Annotated in this window: 16 protein-coding genes and 2 pseudogenes; 12 read left to right on the top strand and 6 right to left on the bottom strand. The window is 72.0% G+C overall.

Annotation, left to right across the window (positions count from 1 at the left end):
* Nucleotides 1–89: 89 nt before the first annotated feature.
* Both ACFTZL_RS24395 and ligD read right to left on the bottom strand, forming a co-directional pair.
* Nucleotides 90–863: an NPP1 family protein gene (locus ACFTZL_RS24395; protein WP_382586568.1), complete on the bottom strand. Its 774-nt coding sequence runs from the start codon at nt 861–863 to the stop codon at nt 90–92.
* Between the two features lie 139 nt (nt 864–1,002).
* On the bottom strand, nt 1,003–1,983 hold the full coding sequence (gene ligD, locus ACFTZL_RS24390; protein WP_382586565.1) for a non-homologous end-joining DNA ligase: 981 nt from the start codon (nt 1,981–1,983) through the stop codon (nt 1,003–1,005).
* A gap of 134 nt (nt 1,984–2,117) precedes the next feature.
* On the opposite strand from ligD, the gene ACFTZL_RS24385 reads away from it, so the two are divergent.
* The 4 genes from ACFTZL_RS24385 (at nt 2,118) to ACFTZL_RS24370 (ending at nt 4,989) form a co-directional block, all read left to right on the top strand.
* Nucleotides 2,118–2,858, top strand: coding sequence for a response regulator transcription factor (locus ACFTZL_RS24385; protein ID WP_382586563.1), 741 nt, complete (start codon nt 2,118–2,120; stop codon nt 2,856–2,858).
* Nucleotides 2,859–2,986: 128 nt separating this feature from the next.
* Nucleotides 2,987–4,204, top strand: a complete 1,218-nt coding sequence (locus ACFTZL_RS24380; RefSeq protein ID WP_382586561.1) for a cytochrome P450 — start codon at nt 2,987–2,989, stop codon at nt 4,202–4,204.
* Between the two features lie 26 nt (nt 4,205–4,230).
* Nucleotides 4,231–4,425: a ferredoxin gene (locus ACFTZL_RS24375; RefSeq protein WP_382586558.1), complete on the top strand. Its 195-nt coding sequence runs from the start codon at nt 4,231–4,233 to the stop codon at nt 4,423–4,425.
* 48 nt (nt 4,426–4,473) lie between these two features.
* Entirely contained in the window at nt 4,474–4,989 is a 516-nt protein-coding gene (locus tag ACFTZL_RS24370; RefSeq protein WP_382586555.1) for a MarR family winged helix-turn-helix transcriptional regulator, read from the top strand.
* A gap of 57 nt (nt 4,990–5,046) precedes the next feature.
* Here ACFTZL_RS24370 and ACFTZL_RS24365 read toward each other — a convergent pair whose 3' ends face one another.
* Entirely contained in the window at nt 5,047–6,204 is a 1,158-nt protein-coding gene (locus tag ACFTZL_RS24365; RefSeq protein WP_382586570.1) for an MFS transporter, read from the bottom strand.
* Between the two features lie 90 nt (nt 6,205–6,294).
* On the opposite strand from ACFTZL_RS24365, the gene ACFTZL_RS24360 reads away from it, so the two are divergent.
* From ACFTZL_RS24360 to ACFTZL_RS24345, 4 genes are all read left to right on the top strand, one after another.
* Nucleotides 6,295–7,041, top strand: coding sequence for an AraC family transcriptional regulator (locus ACFTZL_RS24360; RefSeq protein ID WP_382586552.1), 747 nt, complete (start codon nt 6,295–6,297; stop codon nt 7,039–7,041).
* A gap of 75 nt (nt 7,042–7,116) precedes the next feature.
* Complete coding sequence (locus ACFTZL_RS24355) at nt 7,117–7,497, top strand: DoxX family protein (RefSeq protein WP_382586549.1); 381 nt, start codon at nt 7,117–7,119, stop codon at nt 7,495–7,497.
* Nucleotides 7,494–7,961 (top strand): peroxiredoxin, encoded by a 468-nt coding sequence (locus ACFTZL_RS24350; RefSeq protein WP_382586546.1) that lies wholly within the window; start codon nt 7,494–7,496, stop codon nt 7,959–7,961. Before ACFTZL_RS24355 ends, ACFTZL_RS24350 begins: the two co-directional genes overlap by 4 nt.
* Nucleotides 7,962–8,021: 60 nt before the next feature.
* Nucleotides 8,022–10,364 (top strand): SpoIIE family protein phosphatase, encoded by a 2,343-nt coding sequence (locus ACFTZL_RS24345; RefSeq protein WP_382586543.1) that lies wholly within the window; start codon nt 8,022–8,024, stop codon nt 10,362–10,364.
* A 9-nt stretch (nt 10,365–10,373) separates the two neighbouring features.
* Here the strand turns inward: ACFTZL_RS24345 and ACFTZL_RS24340 are convergent.
* Nucleotides 10,374–10,729: pseudogene (locus ACFTZL_RS24340) on the bottom strand (ATP-dependent DNA ligase); the annotation flags it as partial.
* Nucleotides 10,730–10,916: 187 nt separating this feature from the next.
* Nucleotides 10,917–11,426 carry an Lrp/AsnC family transcriptional regulator gene (locus tag ACFTZL_RS24335; RefSeq protein WP_382586540.1) on the bottom strand — a complete coding sequence of 170 codons (510 nt, stop codon included), beginning with the start codon at nt 11,424–11,426 and terminating at the stop codon, nt 10,917–10,919.
* Between the two features lie 168 nt (nt 11,427–11,594).
* On the opposite strand from ACFTZL_RS24335, the gene ACFTZL_RS24330 reads away from it, so the two are divergent.
* Together ACFTZL_RS24330 and ACFTZL_RS24325 are read left to right on the top strand one after the other, a co-directional pair.
* Nucleotides 11,595–13,034, top strand: coding sequence for a pyridoxal phosphate-dependent decarboxylase family protein (locus ACFTZL_RS24330; protein ID WP_382586539.1), 1,440 nt, complete (start codon nt 11,595–11,597; stop codon nt 13,032–13,034).
* A gap of 76 nt (nt 13,035–13,110) precedes the next feature.
* Nucleotides 13,111–13,977 (top strand): SDR family NAD(P)-dependent oxidoreductase, encoded by an 867-nt coding sequence (locus ACFTZL_RS24325; RefSeq protein ID WP_382586537.1) that lies wholly within the window; start codon nt 13,111–13,113, stop codon nt 13,975–13,977.
* 855 nt (nt 13,978–14,832) lie between these two features.
* On the opposite strand, the gene ACFTZL_RS24320 is transcribed toward ACFTZL_RS24325, so the two are convergent.
* Entirely contained in the window at nt 14,833–15,219 is a 387-nt protein-coding gene (locus tag ACFTZL_RS24320) for a hypothetical protein (RefSeq protein WP_382586535.1), read from the bottom strand.
* Nucleotides 15,220–15,574: 355 nt separating this feature from the next.
* On the opposite strand from ACFTZL_RS24320, the gene ACFTZL_RS24315 reads away from it, so the two are divergent.
* Both ACFTZL_RS24315 and ACFTZL_RS24310 read left to right on the top strand, forming a co-directional pair.
* A complete protein-coding gene (locus ACFTZL_RS24315) occupies nt 15,575–16,579 on the top strand; it encodes a ketopantoate reductase family protein (RefSeq protein WP_382586533.1) in 1,005 nt (334 codons plus the stop codon).
* A pseudogene (locus tag ACFTZL_RS24310) lies at nt 16,576–16,927 on the top strand (hypothetical protein); the annotation flags it as partial. The gene ACFTZL_RS24315 and the pseudogene ACFTZL_RS24310, both read left to right, overlap by 4 nt.

Here is a 16,927-nt window from a genome sequence, read left to right as displayed (position 1 = left end):
CTATGCGGCCGCCCCGCGCCGACGGATCGGACGCGGGGCGGAAGCCGGACCCGGCCGGGGACCTATGCCCCCGGCCGGACCGGGCGGGATCAGGCGTAGGGATCGAACGCGATGCCGGAGGGCTTGGCCGAGGCGAGGTGGTTGGCGAAGTTGGCGTCCTTCAGGCCGAAGTTGGCGCTGCCGAAGTTGTAGGACGTGAGCTTGTCGCGCACCCCGGCCGGGTAGCCGTTCCAGCCGACCAGCGGCGGGTACTGCCAGGTGCCCTTGTGGTTCTCCGGCGGCTCGTCATTGGAGTTGGCCAGGCGGAAGCAGTGCGTGCTGACGCCGTCCTTGTGGTAGACGATCTTCGCGTGCGTGCCGTCGAAGCGGACCGCGGACGCCGCGTGCACGTCGAACGAGCCGTGGGCGGACGTCGACACGTACTTGACCTGGTTGTCCTGCACGAACACCGCGACATGCTCGAAGTCGTGCCGGTGGCCGCCGACGCTGCTCCCGGCGACAGCCTGGTCCTTCTCGAAGTACAGGGCGTACAGGATGGCGCACCAGCCGTTGTTGCACTTGTAGCGCGAGTAGCCGTTGGTGTTGTCGAGATCCGAGGCGTCGCGGCAGTCGCCGTTGAGGGCGCCGGTCGGATTGAGCCCGCCGTTGACCGTGCCGTCCGCGCCGATGGCGGGCGTGGAGTAGCAGCCGTCGGTGTCGTAGTCATAGGCGGGCTGGTAGGTCTGCTCCAGCGACTCCGCGTTGGCGGGCAGCGCCCGCGGCGGCGCGGCGAAGGCCGTGGCGGGGAAGGCGAGGACGAGAGCGGCGGCACCGGCCAGTCCGGTGAACCATCTCCCGCGGGGTGCGAACGGGCGTGACGACACTGCGTCCTCCTCTTGGGCGCAGCCCAACGGCTGTGGGGGAAAGGGAGGTTCAGCTTCCAGGCTGAACGCGTCCATGCCAAGAGGGGTGGGGGATCTCAGGAGTGAATCACTGCCCAACAACCGGCGTCCCGGTGCCGCTTCAGACCAAGTCGTCCGGGATGTCGGCCGCCGCCTCCCCGGGCGCGAGATCCGGCCGGAGTCGCAGCCAGGACGGCTGCCGCAACAGGCCCTCCCGGGTGCGGGTGCTGTAGCGGACCTCGCCGACCAGCCGGGGGACGACCCAGTGCGCGCCCGGAGCGCGCGGGGCCGGGTCGAAGGGGCAGACGTCGCTCGCGGCGGCCCGCAGCAGCCCGGCGAGTTCCGTCCGTTCGGCCTCGCTCCAGCCGGTGCCCACGCTCCCGACGTAACGCAGCCGCCCCGCGGCACGCTGCCCGACCAGCACCGCCCCCGGCAGTCCGGTGAGCCGTCCCTTACCGGGCTGCCAGCCGCCGACCAGGACGTCCTCGGTGCGCATGTTGCGGATCTTGATCCAGGCCCGGGAGCGCGTCCCCGGTTCGTACACCGAGTCCAGCCGTTTGCAGACCAGGCCCTCCAGGCCGTGCGCGCGGGTGGCGGCCAGGGCCTCGGCGCCGTGGCCGACCAGCGAGGCCGGGGTCGACCAGGAGGGCCCGGCGAGCCCGAGGTCCTCCAGCGCCGAGCGGCGTCGCGCGTAGGGGAGCCGGACCAGCGAGTGGGTCTCCAGGTGCATCAGATCGAAGAGCACGAGGTGGACCGGGACCTCCGCGGCCCGCCGTGCAGCCCTGGCGGGCGCGTGGGCCAGGCCCATACGGGACTGGAGCAACTGGAAGTTCGCACGGCCCTGTTCGTCCAGGGCCAGGATCTCCCCGTCCAGTACGGCGGGCGTGGGCCCGAGGGCGGTGCCCAGCGGCCGCAGTTCGGGGTAGGCGGCCGTGATGTCCTCCCCGGACCGGGCCCGCAGCAGCACGCTGCCGTCCCCGGGGAGATAGGCCACCGCGCGCTGGCCGTCCTGCTTGGTCTCATAGGCCCAGCGCGCGTCCTGCGCGGCGGGCGGCAGGGTGCCGGGCGTGGCGAGCATGGGCGGGATCAGCGGCAGGTCCACGGGTTGAGGTGTGGACGTACCGGGGTGCGGTCACGCGCGTTTTCCGCGTCTTTCGCCTGAACGGCGTCGATGCCCGGAGTCAGCGAGCGGCTGGTATTGCTTGAGTCAGGCAAGTAGGACGGTAGGGTGGGCGTATGGCTACCTCGTCGCCGTACGGCACTCTCCGTGAGACGTCGACGCTCGCGCGCGGGGACGGGCAGCATGTGCTGGTCGTCGCGCGGGAGCCGGAGCTCGCGGAACTGCTGTCCGCCACCCTGGAGTTGGCGGGATACCGGATCAGTCTGGCCGACTCCGGGATGGAGGCGCTGGCGCAGGTCGAACGGCGGCGGTTCGATCTCGTCGTCCTCGACGGGGAGCTGCCCGACATGGCGGAGCTGGGCCGACGGCGCCCCGCCGTGCTCGCCCACCGTCCGCCGGCCCTCCTGCTGACGGTGTGCGACTCCCTGCCCGGTCTGCTGCCCGAACTCGGCCCGGGGGAGACGGACTACGTCACCAAGCCCTTCCGCGTGGCCGAAGTCCTGGCCCGTATCCACGTCTTACTGCGCGCCTCGGTCCCCGACCCGGGCCGCGCCGAGGAACTGGGCTACGGCGATCTGATCCTGGACGACGCCCGGTGCCGGGCGCGCCGCGGGGTGCGAGCGCTCGACCTGACTCCCGCGGAGTACCGCCTCCTGCGCCACCTCCTGGTGAACGCGCACCGGGTGCTCTCCAAGGAGCAGATCGGCAGGATCGTCTGGGGCGACCCGCGCGGCGGCAACGCGATCGAGCAGCTCGTCTCCCGGCTGCGCCGCAAGGTCGACCAGGACGCACCGGCACTGATCCACACCCGCCGCGGCTTCGGCTACTGGCTCGGGCGCGCCGACCTCGAACCCTGACGTCCTGTGAGCCGGGTCACGTCAGCCTTCTGTCAGGGGACTGACGGGAGGGCGTCAGCCCCCTCTGTTTGCATGGGCGCACGAGGCCTCGACAACGCACTCCGCGCCCCCCACGACCGAGGAGAAGCATGGCCGATACTCTCGCCGGCACGGCAGCGGTCCCCGAGTACCCCATGGCCCGGGCCGCCGGCTGCCCCTTCGACCCGCCCCCGGACCTCACCGCCCGGCAGGGCGAGGGCCGGCTCGTCAAGATCCGCCTCTGGGACGGCAGTACGCCCTGGCTCGTGACCCGGTACGAGGACCAGCGCGCCCTGCTCCTCGATCCCCGGGTCAGCGCCGACATCACCCGGCCCGGATACCCGCTCCAGGCCGCAGCCGGCGGTGGTGGGAACAACGCCAGCTTCATCCTCATGGACGACCCGGAACACGCCCGGCTGCGCCGCATGGTGACCGCACCGTTCGCGATCAAGCGCGTGGAGGCGATGCGGCCCGGCGTGCAGAAGATCGTGGACGACCTGATCGACGACATGCTCGCCGGAGCCGGGCCGGTCGATCTGGTGGAGGCGTTCGCGCTGCCGGTGCCCTCGCTGGTGATCTGCCAGATGCTCGGGGTGCCGTACGAGGACCACGACTTCTTCCAGGAGAACAGCAAGATCCTCATCAAGCGGGACGCGGCCATGGAGGACCGGATGGCCGCCCACGGGCGGCTCATCGCCTACCTCGACGAGCTGATGGGCGAGAAGATGGCCCGTCCCGCGGACGACCTGCTCTCCGGGCTCGTCGAGCGGGTCAGGTTCGGGGAACTGTCCCGGCTCGAATCGGCCCGCATGGGCGTGCTCCTGCTCATCGCCGGGCACGAGACCACCGCCAACATGATCGCGCTCGGCACTCTGGCTCTGCTCGAACACCCGGAGCAGCTCGCACTGCTGCGCGACACCGACGACCCCAAGAGGGTCGCCGCCGCGGTCGAGGAGCTGCTGCGCTATCTGACCATCGTGCACAACGGCCGCCGCCGCGCCGCCCTGGAGGACATCGAGATCGGCGGGCAGACCATCCGGGCCGGCGAGGGCATGGTCATGCCCAACGACCTCGCCAACCGCGACCCCGCCGCCTTCGCCGACCCGGACCGGCTGGACCTGAGCCGCGACGCCCGCCGGCACATCGCGTTCGGCTTCGGCGTGCACCAGTGCCTGGGGCAGCCGCTGGCCCGTATGGAACTCCAGGTCGTCTACAGCACCCTCTACCGCCGCATCCCCACCCTGAAGCTCGCCGCCCCGGTGGAGAGCCTGCCGTTCAAGCACGACGGATCGGTCTACGGCGTCTACGAACTGCCCGTCACCTGGTGACGCGCCAACCGGAGGAGAGAACAGCCATGCGTGTGGAACTGGACGAGCCGAAATGTGTCGCCTCGGGGCAGTGTGTGATGGCCGCCCCCGAGGTCTTCGACCAGCGTGAGGAGGACGGCGTCGCGTTCGTGCTGGACGAGCGGCCCCGGGCGGACTCCCTGGAGGAGGTGCGCGAGGCCGTGGCGATCTGCCCGGCCGCCGCGATCCGGCTGGTGGAGTGAGCCACTCGATTTACTTGAGTTACGCAACGAGATGGTAAAGTGGCTTCCATGTCCACTCCACCGCTCCCCGACGTCCCCTCCCCGGAAGTGATCGAGATCGAGCGTGCGCTCACCCGGATCACGTACCTGAGCACGCGCGCCCGCCAGCATGAGCGACTGATGGCCCTGGCGGGCGTGCCGCTCGACCGGGCCGCCGTCGCGCTGCTGCGGCAGGTCGCCGACTCCGAGCCGCTGCGGCCGGGGGAACTCGCCGCGCGGCTGGGTGTGGAGGCCTCGCACGTCACGCGCACGGTGCAGCAGTTGCAGAAGTCCGGCTACGTCACCCGCGTGCCCGACCCCGACGACCGCCGCGCCCAGCGCATCGAGCTCACTGACGCCGGCCGGCAGGCCATCACCAAGATCCGTGAGGTCGGGGTCCGCGGCATGCAGCTTGCCCTGTCCTCCTGGTCGCCCGAGGAACTGCGGCAGCTCGCCGGCCTCTTCCACCGCATGGTCGACGACTTCTTGGCCTACGCCGTCGACGAGGAGCCCGAGTCACAGACCGCCCCGGCGGGCGGCGCCTGATCCCTGCGCCCGTGCGCACCGCCCGTCTCGACGGTGTTCGCACGGGCCGGACCCGGTTCACCGTGCGGCCGGGTCGCGCGGATCCGCCCGCTCGGCGACCGCGGGGCCCGGCGGCACGGGCTCGCGCAGCCGGCACAGCAGCAGCCGGCCCAGCGCGGGCAGCGCGATCAGCGGCAGCAGCGCTGTCCGCAGGGACGTCGCGTCGGCCAGCGCCCCGATCGCGGGAGCGGCGAGGCCTCCGACGCTCACGGTCAGGCCCAGCGTGACACCGCTCGCCGTGCCCACCCGCCGGGGCAGAAAGTCCTGGCCCAGGGTGATGTGCAGCGAGAACGGCACATACAGGCCCGCCGACGTCAGCGCGACGAACAGATACGCCGGCGGCCCGGGCACCAGGACCAGACCGGCCACGGCCAGGACCGTCAGGGCGTACGACCGGCGCACCACCGCCATCCGCCCGTACCGCTCGGCCAGCCTGCCCCCGGCCAGCGTGCCCACCGCACCCCCGGCGTAGAGAACGAACAGCGCCGCCGTGCCGGCCGCCTCCCCGCCGCCGGTGCGCTCCCGCACGTACAGCGAGACGAACGCGCTCAGGCCGACGAACACGACCGAGCGGCACACCACCGCACCGGACATCCGCAGGAAGGACGCCCAGTCGTCCTCACCCGGGGCGACGGACGCGCCGCCGCCCTCGGTGCCGGACCCGGCCGAACGCACCGCCGCCGCGCACAGGGCCGCCCCCGCCAGGGCCGGGACGACCAGGAGAGGAGAGGCGCGCAGCCCGCCCGTGGCCACCACGGCGAAGACCAGCAGGGGCGCCAGGGCGAAACCGGCGTTGCCGCCGAAGGAGAACCAGCTCATCCCCATGTGCCGGCCGCGCGCCACGGCCCGCGCCACCCGGGCGGCCTCCGGATGGTAGGCGGCCACGCCCACCCCCGACACGGCGACCACCGCCAGAGTCAGCGCGTAGGAGCCGGTCACCCCGCTCAGGGCCACGCCGGACCCGGCCGTCAGCGCGCTGAGCGGCAGCAGCCACGGCATCGCCCGGCGGTCGGTGAGCACCCCGAACAGCGGCTGCACCAGCGACGACAGCAGGGAGGCCGCCAGGACGACTCCCGAAGCGGCGGCATAGGAGTAGGCGCGCTCGGCGACGAAGTACGGCACAAGAGCGGCCACGGCTCCCTGGTACACGTCCACGCAGGCGTGCCCCAGGGACATCAACAGGACGGGTCGGTCGCGTCTCGAAGCGGTCACCCGGCGATCGTCGTCGGCGGCGCGCATGGCCCGCGTCCGATAATCTGCCGGACTGTGCCGAACATCCGCCACACCCCCGAGGCGCCGACCCGCGCCCAGCGGCTGACCGCCGGCGACCGCATCGACGCGCACCGGCACGACGACCACCAGATCGTCTACGCGGGCGCCGGCGTCGTCGCCGTCACCACCGACGCCGGCACCTGGTTCGCGCCCGGCACGCGCGCCATCTGGGTCCCCGCAGGCACCGCGCACGCCCACCGCGCCCACGGCCGCCTCGACCTGCACCTGGTCGGCCTGCCCGTCGACGACAACCCCCTCGGCCTGGACCACCCTGCCGTCCTCGCCGTCAGCCCGCTGCTGCGCGAGCTGATCCTCGCCTACACCCGCGACCCCGGCGACGACAGCCCCGAGCGCCACCGGCTGCGCGCCGTCCTGCGCGACCAGCTCCGCGTCTCGCCGCAGCAGCCGCTGCGCCTGCCCGCGCCCGCCGATCCGCGGCTGGCCGCCGTCTGCGCGCTCGTGCACGCCGACCCCGCCGACGCGCGCACCCTCGCCGCCCTCGGCGCCGCGACCGGGGTGGGGGAGCGCACCCTCAGCCGGCTCTTCCGCGGCGAGTTCGGCATGACGTTCCCGCAGTGGCGCACGCAGTCGCGGCTCTACCACGCCCTGCGGATGCTGGCCGACGGCCTGCCCGTCACGACCGTCGCCCACCGCTGCGGCTGGTCCTCCGCCAGCGCGTTCATCGACGTCTTCCGCCGCTCGTTCGGCTACACCCCGGGCACGCACAACCGCCGCGCCTGACCTGGTGAACCCCCCGGTCCGCCCGCCCCTTTACCGCCCGGTAATATCGCGCGGCAGGCCACCAGAGGAGGAACCGTGTCCCGGTCCGAACGCTCGCCCCTGCTGCTCGCCGGCCTGCTGGCCGCCGCGGGGGTCGCCCACTTCGCCGCCCCACGCTCGTTCGACGCGACCATTCCGCGCGGTCTGCCGGGCACGCCCAGGGCCTGGACCTACGCCAGCGGTGCCGCAGAGCTGGCGCTGGCCGCGGGTCTGGCGGCGCCGCGTACCCGCAAGGCGGCCGCGCTGGCCACGGCGGCCTTCTTCGTCGGGGTGTTCCCCGCCAATGTGAAGATGGCCGCCGACTGGCGCCACCGCCCCACGCGGCAGAAGGCCGCCGCCTTCGGACGCCTGCCCCTGCAGGTGCCCCTCGTGCTCTGGGCCCGCGGTGTCGCACGGAACGCGGAGGGCCGGTCGTGAGCGCGCGCGTGGAGACCGGGGACAAGGTCGAGGACTTCGAGCTGCCCGACGAGACCGGCACCGTCCGCACCCTGTCCGGGCTGCTCGCCGAGGGGCCCGTCGTGCTCTTCTTCTACCCGGCGGCCCTGACCCCCGGCTGCACCGCCCAGGCCTGCCACTTCCGCGACCTCGCCGCCGAGTTCGCCGCCGTCGGCGCACGCCCGGTCGGTATCAGCGGGGACGCCGTCGAGCGCCAGCAGGAGTTCGCCGGGCAGCACGCCCTCGGCATGCCCCTGCTCTCCGACGCCGACGGCACGGTCCGCGAGCGGTTCGGGGTGAAGCGCGGCTTCTCCCTGGCACCCACCAAGCGGACCACGTTCGTCATCGCGCAGGACCACACCGTCCTCGACGTCGTCCGCAGCGAGCTGCGCATGAACGCCCACGCCGACCGGGCGCTCGCCGCCCTGCGCGCTCACCGGAGCTGACACCGGCACGAATGCTGCGTCGCGGTTGATAGCGGGCGGCAAAGGGATGATCCTGGACGAATGGAGGACGCCTCCGCTGCTGCGATCATCGACGCCCGCGGCATTGTGACGGGGTGGAGCGAGGGTGCCCGTAGGCTGACCGGCTACCCGGCCGAGGAGGCCGTCGGCCGGGCCGTACGGGAACTGCTCGCTGAGGACGTGCCGCCCGAGGCGGTGTCCGCGCGGTCGGGCACCGTCATGGTGCGGCACCGCGACGGCTATCTGGTCGGGCTCCGCGTCAGGGCCTGCGTCGTGGCCCGCCAGGACGGGGAAGCGGACGGCTACGTGATCACCGCCGAACCGCCCGGCAGCGCCGAGACGTCCCTGGCCGGACAGGCCTTCCAGCAGGCCTCCATGTCGATGTCCGTGTTCGACACCAGCCAGCGCTATCTGCGGCTCAACGACGCGGCCTGCCATGTGATGGGCGTGCCCGAGGAGACCCTGCGCGGGCGGCACTTCCCGGACACCGTCGAGGAAGCGGAGCACAGCCGCGGCTTCAACTGGCATCTCCGTCACGTCATCGAGACGGGCCGCCCGCTCCGCTACGAGAGCTACACCGGCGCCCCGGCCCTGAACCGGGAGCACGCCTGGGTCACCGAGATGTGGCCGGTCCGCGACCCCTCCGGCGAACTCCTCGGCACCGCCCTCGCCGCCTTCGACAGCACCGAGCAGTACTGGGCCCGGCAGCGGCTGACCCTGCTCAACGAGGCGGCGGCCACCATCGGCACCACCCTGGACGTGGTGCGCACGGCCGAGGAACTGATCGAGGTCGTGGTGCCCCGGTTCGCCGACTTCGCCAGCGTGGACCTGTTCGACTGGGTCCTCGGCGCGGAGGAGTCCCCGACCGTGCCCACCGAGGAGATCGCGCTGCGCCGGGTCGCTCACGGCTCCCACACCGAAGGCACCCCGGAAGCCGCCGTCCGCCTGGGAGAGGTGGACGTCTACCCCGGCTTCTCGCCCATCGCCCGGGCGATGCGGGAGGGCCGCGCGATCCTCAGCCAGGCGGGGGAGCCGTCCTTCATGCGATGGGTCGCCGAGCGCAACACGCGCGCCCCGCAAGGACGCCCTTACCGCAAGGGCGTCCATTCGATGATGGCGGTGCCACTGCGGGCCCGCGGCACCACCCTCGGCGTCGCCGTGGCGGTGCGTATCAAGCAGCCGGACGACTACGCAGCCGACGACGCCGTCTTCGCCGAGGAACTCGCCAGCCGGGCCGCGGTCTGCGTCGACAACGCCCGCCGCTTCGCCCGGGAGCGCACCACGGCGCTGGCCCTCCAGCACAGTCTGCTGCCGAGGGGGCTGCCCGGTCAGGCGGCGGTCCAGGTGGCCCACCGCTATCTGCCCTCCGGCTCGGCGGCCGGCATCGGCGGCGACTGGTTCGACGTCATCCCGCTGTCCGGCAGCCGGGTCGCCCTGGTCGTGGGGGACGTCGTGGGTCACGGCATCCCCTCCTCGGCGACCATGGGCCGGCTGGTCACGGCCGTACGCACCCTCGCCGACGTGGACCTGCCGCCCGACGAACTCCTCACCCACCTGGACGACCTGGTCACCCATCTCGCGTCGGACGACGAGGGCGACGAGGTCGCCGAACTCGGCGCGACCTGCCTCTACGCCGTCTACGACCCCGTCACGCGCCGGCTGAACCTGGCCGCCGCCGGGCACCCCGCCCCCGCCCTGGTGCTGCCCGACGGATCGGCCCGGCTGATCCCCATGAGCGCGGGGCCCCCGCTGGGCGTCGGAGGGCTGCCGTTCGAGGCGACGGAGCTCCAACTGCCCGAGGGCTCCGTCGTCGCCCTCTACACCGACGGACTCATCGAGGACCGCGACCGCGACATCGACCACGCCACCGACGAGCTGTGCCGCGCCCTGACCGTGCCCGCCGACTCGCTCGACGCCCTCTGCGACACCGTGCTGAAGGCCGTACTGCCGGAGGAGCCCAGCGACGACGTGGCGCTGCTGCTGGCCCGCACCCGGGCGCTGGGCGCGGACCGGGTCGCCACCTGGGACGTCACCCCGGATCCCGCGGAGGTGGCCGTCACCCGGCAGGCCGCCACCGACCAGCTCACCGCCTGGGGGCTGGACGAGACGGCCTTCGTCACCGAACTGGTCGTCAGCGAACTGGTCACCAACGCCATCCGGTACGGCGCTCCGCCCATCCAGCTCCGCCTGATCCGCGACCAGACCCTCATCTGCGAGGTGTCCGACGGCAGTTCGACCTCCCCGCACCTGCGGCGGGCCCACCAGGACGACGAGGGCGGGCGCGGACTGCTGCTGGTCGCCCAGCTCACCCAGCGCTGGGGCAGCCGGCAGACCACCAGGGGCAAGACCATCTGGTGCGAGCAGCCGCTCACTCCGCTGTTCTGAGCACGGCGTTCACGCGGCCGCGCGCCACGACGGGCGTTCCCGCACCACGTCCCGCGGCTTTGTCGTCCCGCAGCCCCAGGTACCGCGGTGGCGCAGCATGCCGTCCCGGCTCCACTCGGTGAACGCGATCTGTGCCACCAGCTCCGGCCGCACCCACCGCGCGCCCGCCTCCCGCACCGGCCCGTCGAACGGCGCGGCTGACTCCCGCAGCCCGTCGAGCCGCTCGCGCAGGTCGAGCAGCGTCCGCCGGCCGAAGCCCGTGCCGACCTTCCCGCGTACCGCAGCCCCCCGCCCTGGTCGTAGCCGATCAGCAGTGCGCCGAGGCCCCCCCGGCTCCCGGCCGGTTCGGTGAAAGCGCCGACGACAGTTCGTGACACCTCACCGAAGGCATCCACGCGCACGCGTGTCCAACATCATCTGGTCACGGCTCACCGGCAGCGAGTGGCGACTCGCGCCCAGTACCTTGATCCACTTACCGTCCATCAGCTCCCTCGACACGGGAGGCAAACAGACGGAGGCAGTGCAGCACCGCATCAAGCACAGAACCACTCCTTACCGCCGGGGCTGAACGTCAGACGGGCGTGGGGCAGGCCAGGAGGTGAGGGGGAGCGGGCCGCGGTCGATGACGGTGCGGATGCAGAAGGTGCTGCGGGCGTCGCGGATAGGGCCGATGGCCAGGATCTGGTCGGTGAGCACTCTCTCGAAGGTGCGCAGGTCCGGCACGGCGAGTTCGACGAAGAAGTCGGCGTCGCCGGAGACCACGTGGCAGGCGACCACGTGCTCGATCGCCTTGAGTGCCTCTTCGACCACTTGGGAGGTGGTGCGGGAGTGCTCGACCTTGAGGGAGAGGAACACCGTCAGCCCGAGGCCGAGGCGCTCGCGGTCCAGATCGGCCCGGTATCCGGCCAGGACCCCGTCCTCCTCCAGCGCCTTGGTGCGGCGCAGGCAGGACGAGGGGGACAGGCGTACGGCCTCGGCGAGGTCGACGTTGGGGGTGCGGCCGTGGCGCTGGAGGTGGTCCAGGATCGCCCGGTCGATGCGGTCGTACAGGGGGCGTGGCATGAAATGCAGCGTAGTGGCTGAATCAGCGCACAATCCTGCGTCGCAGGGCCGTCCGGGCGCTGTTTGCGCCATCGCATGCCGCGCTCGGCGGCGCATCCTGGTCACGTGCTCCGGCCGGTACGCCGGATCGCCGCCCTCGTACCCCTCTCACGCACACCGGACTGCCTCATGCACCATTTCCCCCTGGAACCCGACCGCGCCGCGATGACCGAGATGGGCCGTCTTGTCCTGGACCGTGTCGTCGACCGCACCGAAAAGCTCGCTGACCGCCCCGCGAGCAGCCCCCTGTCGCCGCAGGCCGAGGCCGAGCTCGTGGAGTCATTCCTGGCACCCCCGCCCTACCGGGGTGGTGACCTGAAGGCTTTGCTCGCGCGCCTGGACGAGGCCGCCGACTGCGCTCTGGAGACCGCCGGGCCGGGTCACCTGGCCTACATCCCGGGCAGCGGTCTGTACTCGGCCGCGCTCGCCGAGTTCTACAACCGTGCCGTCAACCGCTACGGCGGCCTGGCCTCGGTGGCTCCGGCCCTCGCCGCGCTGGAGGAGAGTGTGATCCGCTGGATGGCCCGCGAAGTGTGCGGCCTCCCGGAGGGCAGCGGCGGCCTGCTGACGAGCGGTGGCTCGATGGCCACGTTCTCCGCGACGGTCGCCGCCCGGCACGACAGGCTCGGCGAGGATCTCGCCGGCGGCACCGTCTACACGACCGCCTTCGCCCACCACTCCGTCGCCAAGGCCGCCCGCCTCGCCGGCATCCGCGCGGCTCACATACGTACCGTGCCGCACACCCCGGACCTGCGGATGGACCCGGATGCCGCCGCCGCGATGATCCGCGCCGACCGGGACGCCGGGCTGCGGCCGTTCCTGCTGGTGGCCACCGCCGGCACCACCGACACCGGCACCGTCGACCCGCTGCCTCAACTGGCCGACCTGGCCCGCCGCGAGGACGTGTGGTTCCACATCGACGCGGCCTACGGCGGCTTCTTCCGTCTCACCGCACGCGGCGCAGCGCGCCTCGCCGGTTTCGAGGAGGCCGACTCGATCACTCTGGACCCGCACAAGACCCTGTTCATGCCGTTCGGCACCGGCGCCCTGGTCGTCCGCGACCTCGCCGCCCTGCACGCCGCGCACGACGGCACCGGCAGCTACCTCCAGGACATGGGGGTGGCGGGAAGCGTCCCGGACTCCGGTCATCTCGGGCCCGAGCTGACCCACGAGATCCGTGGGCTGAGGGCCTGGCTTCCCCTGCACCTGCACGGGGTGGACGCCTTCCGTAAGGCTCTGGACGAGAAGCTCGACCTGGCCGAACACGTCCACGACACGCTGTCCGGCGTCGCGGAGCTGGAGGTCCCGCAGCGCCCGGACCTGTCCACCGTGATCTTCCGCGTCCGTCCCGCTGACGCCGGCCCGGCCGCCGCCGAGCGGGCGGACGAAGCCGGCCGCCGTCTGCTGGAGCGGATCAACGGCCACCGGCGCATCGTGCTCTCCAGCACGGTGGTCGACGGCCGCTACACCCTGCGCGTGTGCGTGGTCTCCCACCGCACCCACCAGGACCGCATCGCCGAGGCGCTGCAGATCATCACTTCCGAGGTCAAGCGCCACACCACCGCGTAGCCGGCGACGGCCCTGGACCCGGGTGGTGTCCACCTGAGGGACACCTCCGTCGAATCACGATTGCAAGGAGGACTTCATGACACTCCATCCCGAATCCCTTCCCGCCAGAGGAACAGCCATCGTGACCGGTGCCTCCTCGGGCATCGGTGCGGCCTACGCACGTCGGCTCGCTGCGGAGGGACACGATCTGGTGCTGGTGGCGCGTCGCGCAGAGCGTCTGCGCGCACTTGCCGCGGAGCTGACCGGGCAGCACGACGTACGGGTGGAAACCGTCCTCGCGGACCTGGGCGACGCCGGTGACCTGGACCGGGTTGCCCGGCGAACCGCCGAGGAGGACGTCGAGCTGCTGGTGAACAACGCGGGCATCAACGGCTACGGCCCCTTCGCCGAGACCGATACAGCACTGCTGGAGAAGGTGATGGCCGTGAACGTGGTGGCGCTCACCCGGCTCGCTCGCGCAGCCGTGCCGGGCATGCTGGCACGCCGTCGCGGCGCCGTGGTGAACGTGGCTTCCACCCTCGCCTTCGCCGGTTCGCTTCCGCCGGACCCTTTGCCGGTGCGGGCGGTCTATGGAGGGACCAAGGGGTACGTAGTCACCTTCAGCCGAACCCTCGCCGCAGAGTTGGACGGTGCGCCGGTTCGTGTCCAGGTGCTGTGCCCCGGGTTGACGGCAACCGAGTTCCATCTCACCCAGGGCCAGGATCCGGTAGCCGGTGATGTAGCGCGAGTACACGATGACGGAGGCATGCCCGTAGAGGACGTGGTGACCGCTTCGCTGAGGGCCTTGGAAACCGGCGAGGTCGTGTGCGTGCCCGGACTGGTCGACGGCGAGGCGGTGGATCGCATCGCCGCGGCGGAATTCGGGCTCCGCTCCTCGTCCACCAGCACACTCGCCCCCCGATACCAGAACCCCGCCCAGCAGCGAGTCCTCGGCCGCCCTTGACAGTCGGCCGGAAGAGGCGGAGCCACGGCCCCCAAGTCCGTCTTGCGGAGAGGCCGGGGCGCTGGGCAGGTACGGAGGGCCTCGTTCCGCGAGAGACACGGTTCGAGGCCCTCTGCTCACTCCGCCGGGCGCGTGGCGGCCGGCAGTCGTCAGATCCTGCCCTTGGAACTGCTGCCAGGTTGGAACGTTCCTGTCACGCGGTGAGGTGCGTGGGCGGCCGACGGACCTCAGCCGGCAGCCCATGAGCTGGAGCGATACCCCGACCCGATGCGTCGAACGCTCCTGAAATGGGGGTTCACGGAGCTGCGGACAGAGGCCTTTTCAATGAGGCCCGACCCCAGAAGGTGGGAAACCCGTTGGAGCCAGCTCTCGATCCTCGCGGGGGCCAACTGCAAATCGGTGCAGCCCGCTGACATCGTCGATGCCCGAGTGCACGGGGCCAACTTTCGATCGTAGTCACAATCTCATCGAGTCGGGCGTCCAGCCCAGCGAGCTCGGGGGTGCTCCAGGAGGTCGGCCAGGACGGCCCGCCGCATCTCACTGATGTACGCCGCCGTCGCCTCCTGGGACGTCACGGCGAAGGTGTCCGCGACGCGGGGTCGTCGCCTCATCGAGGCCCTGGGACAGGGCCATGGCCGCCGGCACGAGGATCGCCGCCAGCAGACCGGCCGTCGCCGTGCCGCCCGACCCAGGCGACCACGTCGTCACCGTGATGCCGCTCCGTCGCGAACGCGAGGACCAGCAGATCCATGGCGCCCAGGGCCAGTTCGCAGGCCACACGGCAGCGGTCCCGGCCGTCCCAGCGCGGCGCCGCTGCAACCGGCGCGAGGCAGTTCGACCGGGAAGCCAGATGTTCTACCAGTTGGTCAGATCCACGAGGAGATCGCAATGTGGGTCATCCGGAGACGGCTTCTGGTGCTGTGCTTCTTCGATGAGGCTCGGAAGGGAAGCGATCAGGGCGGTGGTCGTGTCGGTCAGGCGAACGTCGACGCCGATGGCGCCTCGGTGGTCGGGACGCTGCACGTACAGGTGCAACAGGCTGTGGCCCAGCATCAGAAACCCGATGAGAAGAGGCTCCTCCTCGTCGCCGGGGTCGGACAAGGCGCGTACGACGGTGAGGGCTTGGCCGTACAGAGGTTCGGTTTGACCCCGACCGGAATGATCTTCCTCGTGGCATGAGCCCGACATGGTCTTGGGCGTGCGCGCACCGCAGTTCTGGATCGCACCGCCATTTCCGGCCACGCCTATGCACCCAAGGCGGAACGCGTGCACGTAGGCGCCCGAGAAGCGCAGGCCCCAACGCTCCTGGGTCTGCCCGCGAATCCCCTTTTCTTCGTGGCGGAGGAACGCCTGCGGGGTACGGTGGGCAACGGCGTGCCAGGGGGGAAGCGAAGTCCGGTGTACGTGGCGAGTTACGTGCTGACACGCTCCGACGACCAAGAGGTCGAGCGGCGGGCTCAGGACCCCGCCCGGTGGTACGCCGCGGGGTGCGGTGGACCCCACACCATGGCGAGGATGACCACGCGACTGTCGACTGACAGCAGATCAATCCTGCTTCGAGCCGTACGCCACCTGAAGCGGAGAGCCAGGGAGCGGAATGCGCTACATCATCATCGGGTCCGGAGCCATCGGCGGTTCGATCGGGGGGCGGCTGCACGAGAGCGGCCGGTCCGTCGTCCTGGTCGCCCGTGGCGCACACTATGAAACGCTGCGCGACAACGGGCTGCGGCTCACAGTTCCCACCGGCACACTCACCCTCGACGTGCCGGTCGTGGCACGGCCGCAGGATGTCGAACTGGGCGCAGACGATGTGCTCGTACTCGCCGTCAAGACCCAGGACAGCGTGGCCGCCCTGGACGCATGGGCCGCGCGTCCGGTGGCGGGTGGCGGCACGGCCGGCGAACGCCTGGCTCTGGTGTGCGCCCAGAACGGAGTGGAGAACGAGCGCCTGGCGCTGCGCCGGTTCCGCGAGGTGTACGGCGTGTGCGTCGTCCTTCCCAGCACCCATCTGAACCCGGGTGAGGTCGTCGCACCCTGCGGCCCGTGCAGCGGCGCCCTGGTCCTCGGCCGGTACGGCACGGGCACGGACGGCACCGCCCGGCAGATCGCGGACGACCTGGAGAAGGCCCACTTCCTGGCCCCGGTGGCCGCGGACGTGATGCGCTGGAAGTACGGCAAGCTCCTCGGCAACCTCGCCAACGTGGTCGAGGCCGTGTGCGGCACCGCCTCGGACGCCGTGGAGCGGGACCTGGTAGCCCGGGCCCAGGCCGAGGGCGCCGCGGTCCTCGACGCCGCGGGCATCGCCTACGCGAGCGGGGCCGAGATCACCGAACTGCGCAGCGGGACGGTCGACCCACAGCCGATTGCCGGCGAGCCCACTCGCGGCTCGTCCTGGCAGAGCCTGGCGCGGGGCGCGGGATCGATCGAGACGGACTACCTCAACGGCGAGATCGTGCTGCTCGGCAGGAAGCACGGCGTGCCCACCCCGGTGAACGCGGCCCTGCAGCATGCCGCCCGGGAGAGCGTGCATCTGAGCCGGGAGCCGGGCAGCCTGACGGCTGCCGAGCTGAGCAAGCGCATCACGGAGAGCGGTACCGGTTGAGGTCGAGGGGTCGTCGCCGTGGGCCGGGTGAAGATCGAGACGGGCCGCCCCTGTTCTTCGTCATCACCGGCCGCTCCCGCCGGCAGTGGGCCGACCCGGCCCGGCAGGGCCAGCTCGAGAACACCGGCCCTGCCGCCTGGCCCGGCGTCGCCGCGACCACCGTGCCCGCCGCCCGCACCCACGCCACCACGAGTGCGGCACGGCAGGTGCTGATCGGCGACTTCTCCCCCGAGGGCTGCGACGACCACCTCGCCCGCCGCCTCACCCGCGACGGTCAGGCGCTCATCAGCGAACCCGTCCGGCAGGTCATCACCGCCCGCTCCCAGAGCCTGCCCCTCCACCTCGACC

This window comes from Streptomyces sp. NPDC056948, from assembly GCF_042674225.1.
Classification (GTDB): Bacteria; Actinomycetota; Actinomycetes; order Streptomycetales; family Streptomycetaceae; genus Streptomyces; species Streptomyces purpurascens.
This window is presented reverse-complemented; position numbering and strand designations above follow the sequence as displayed.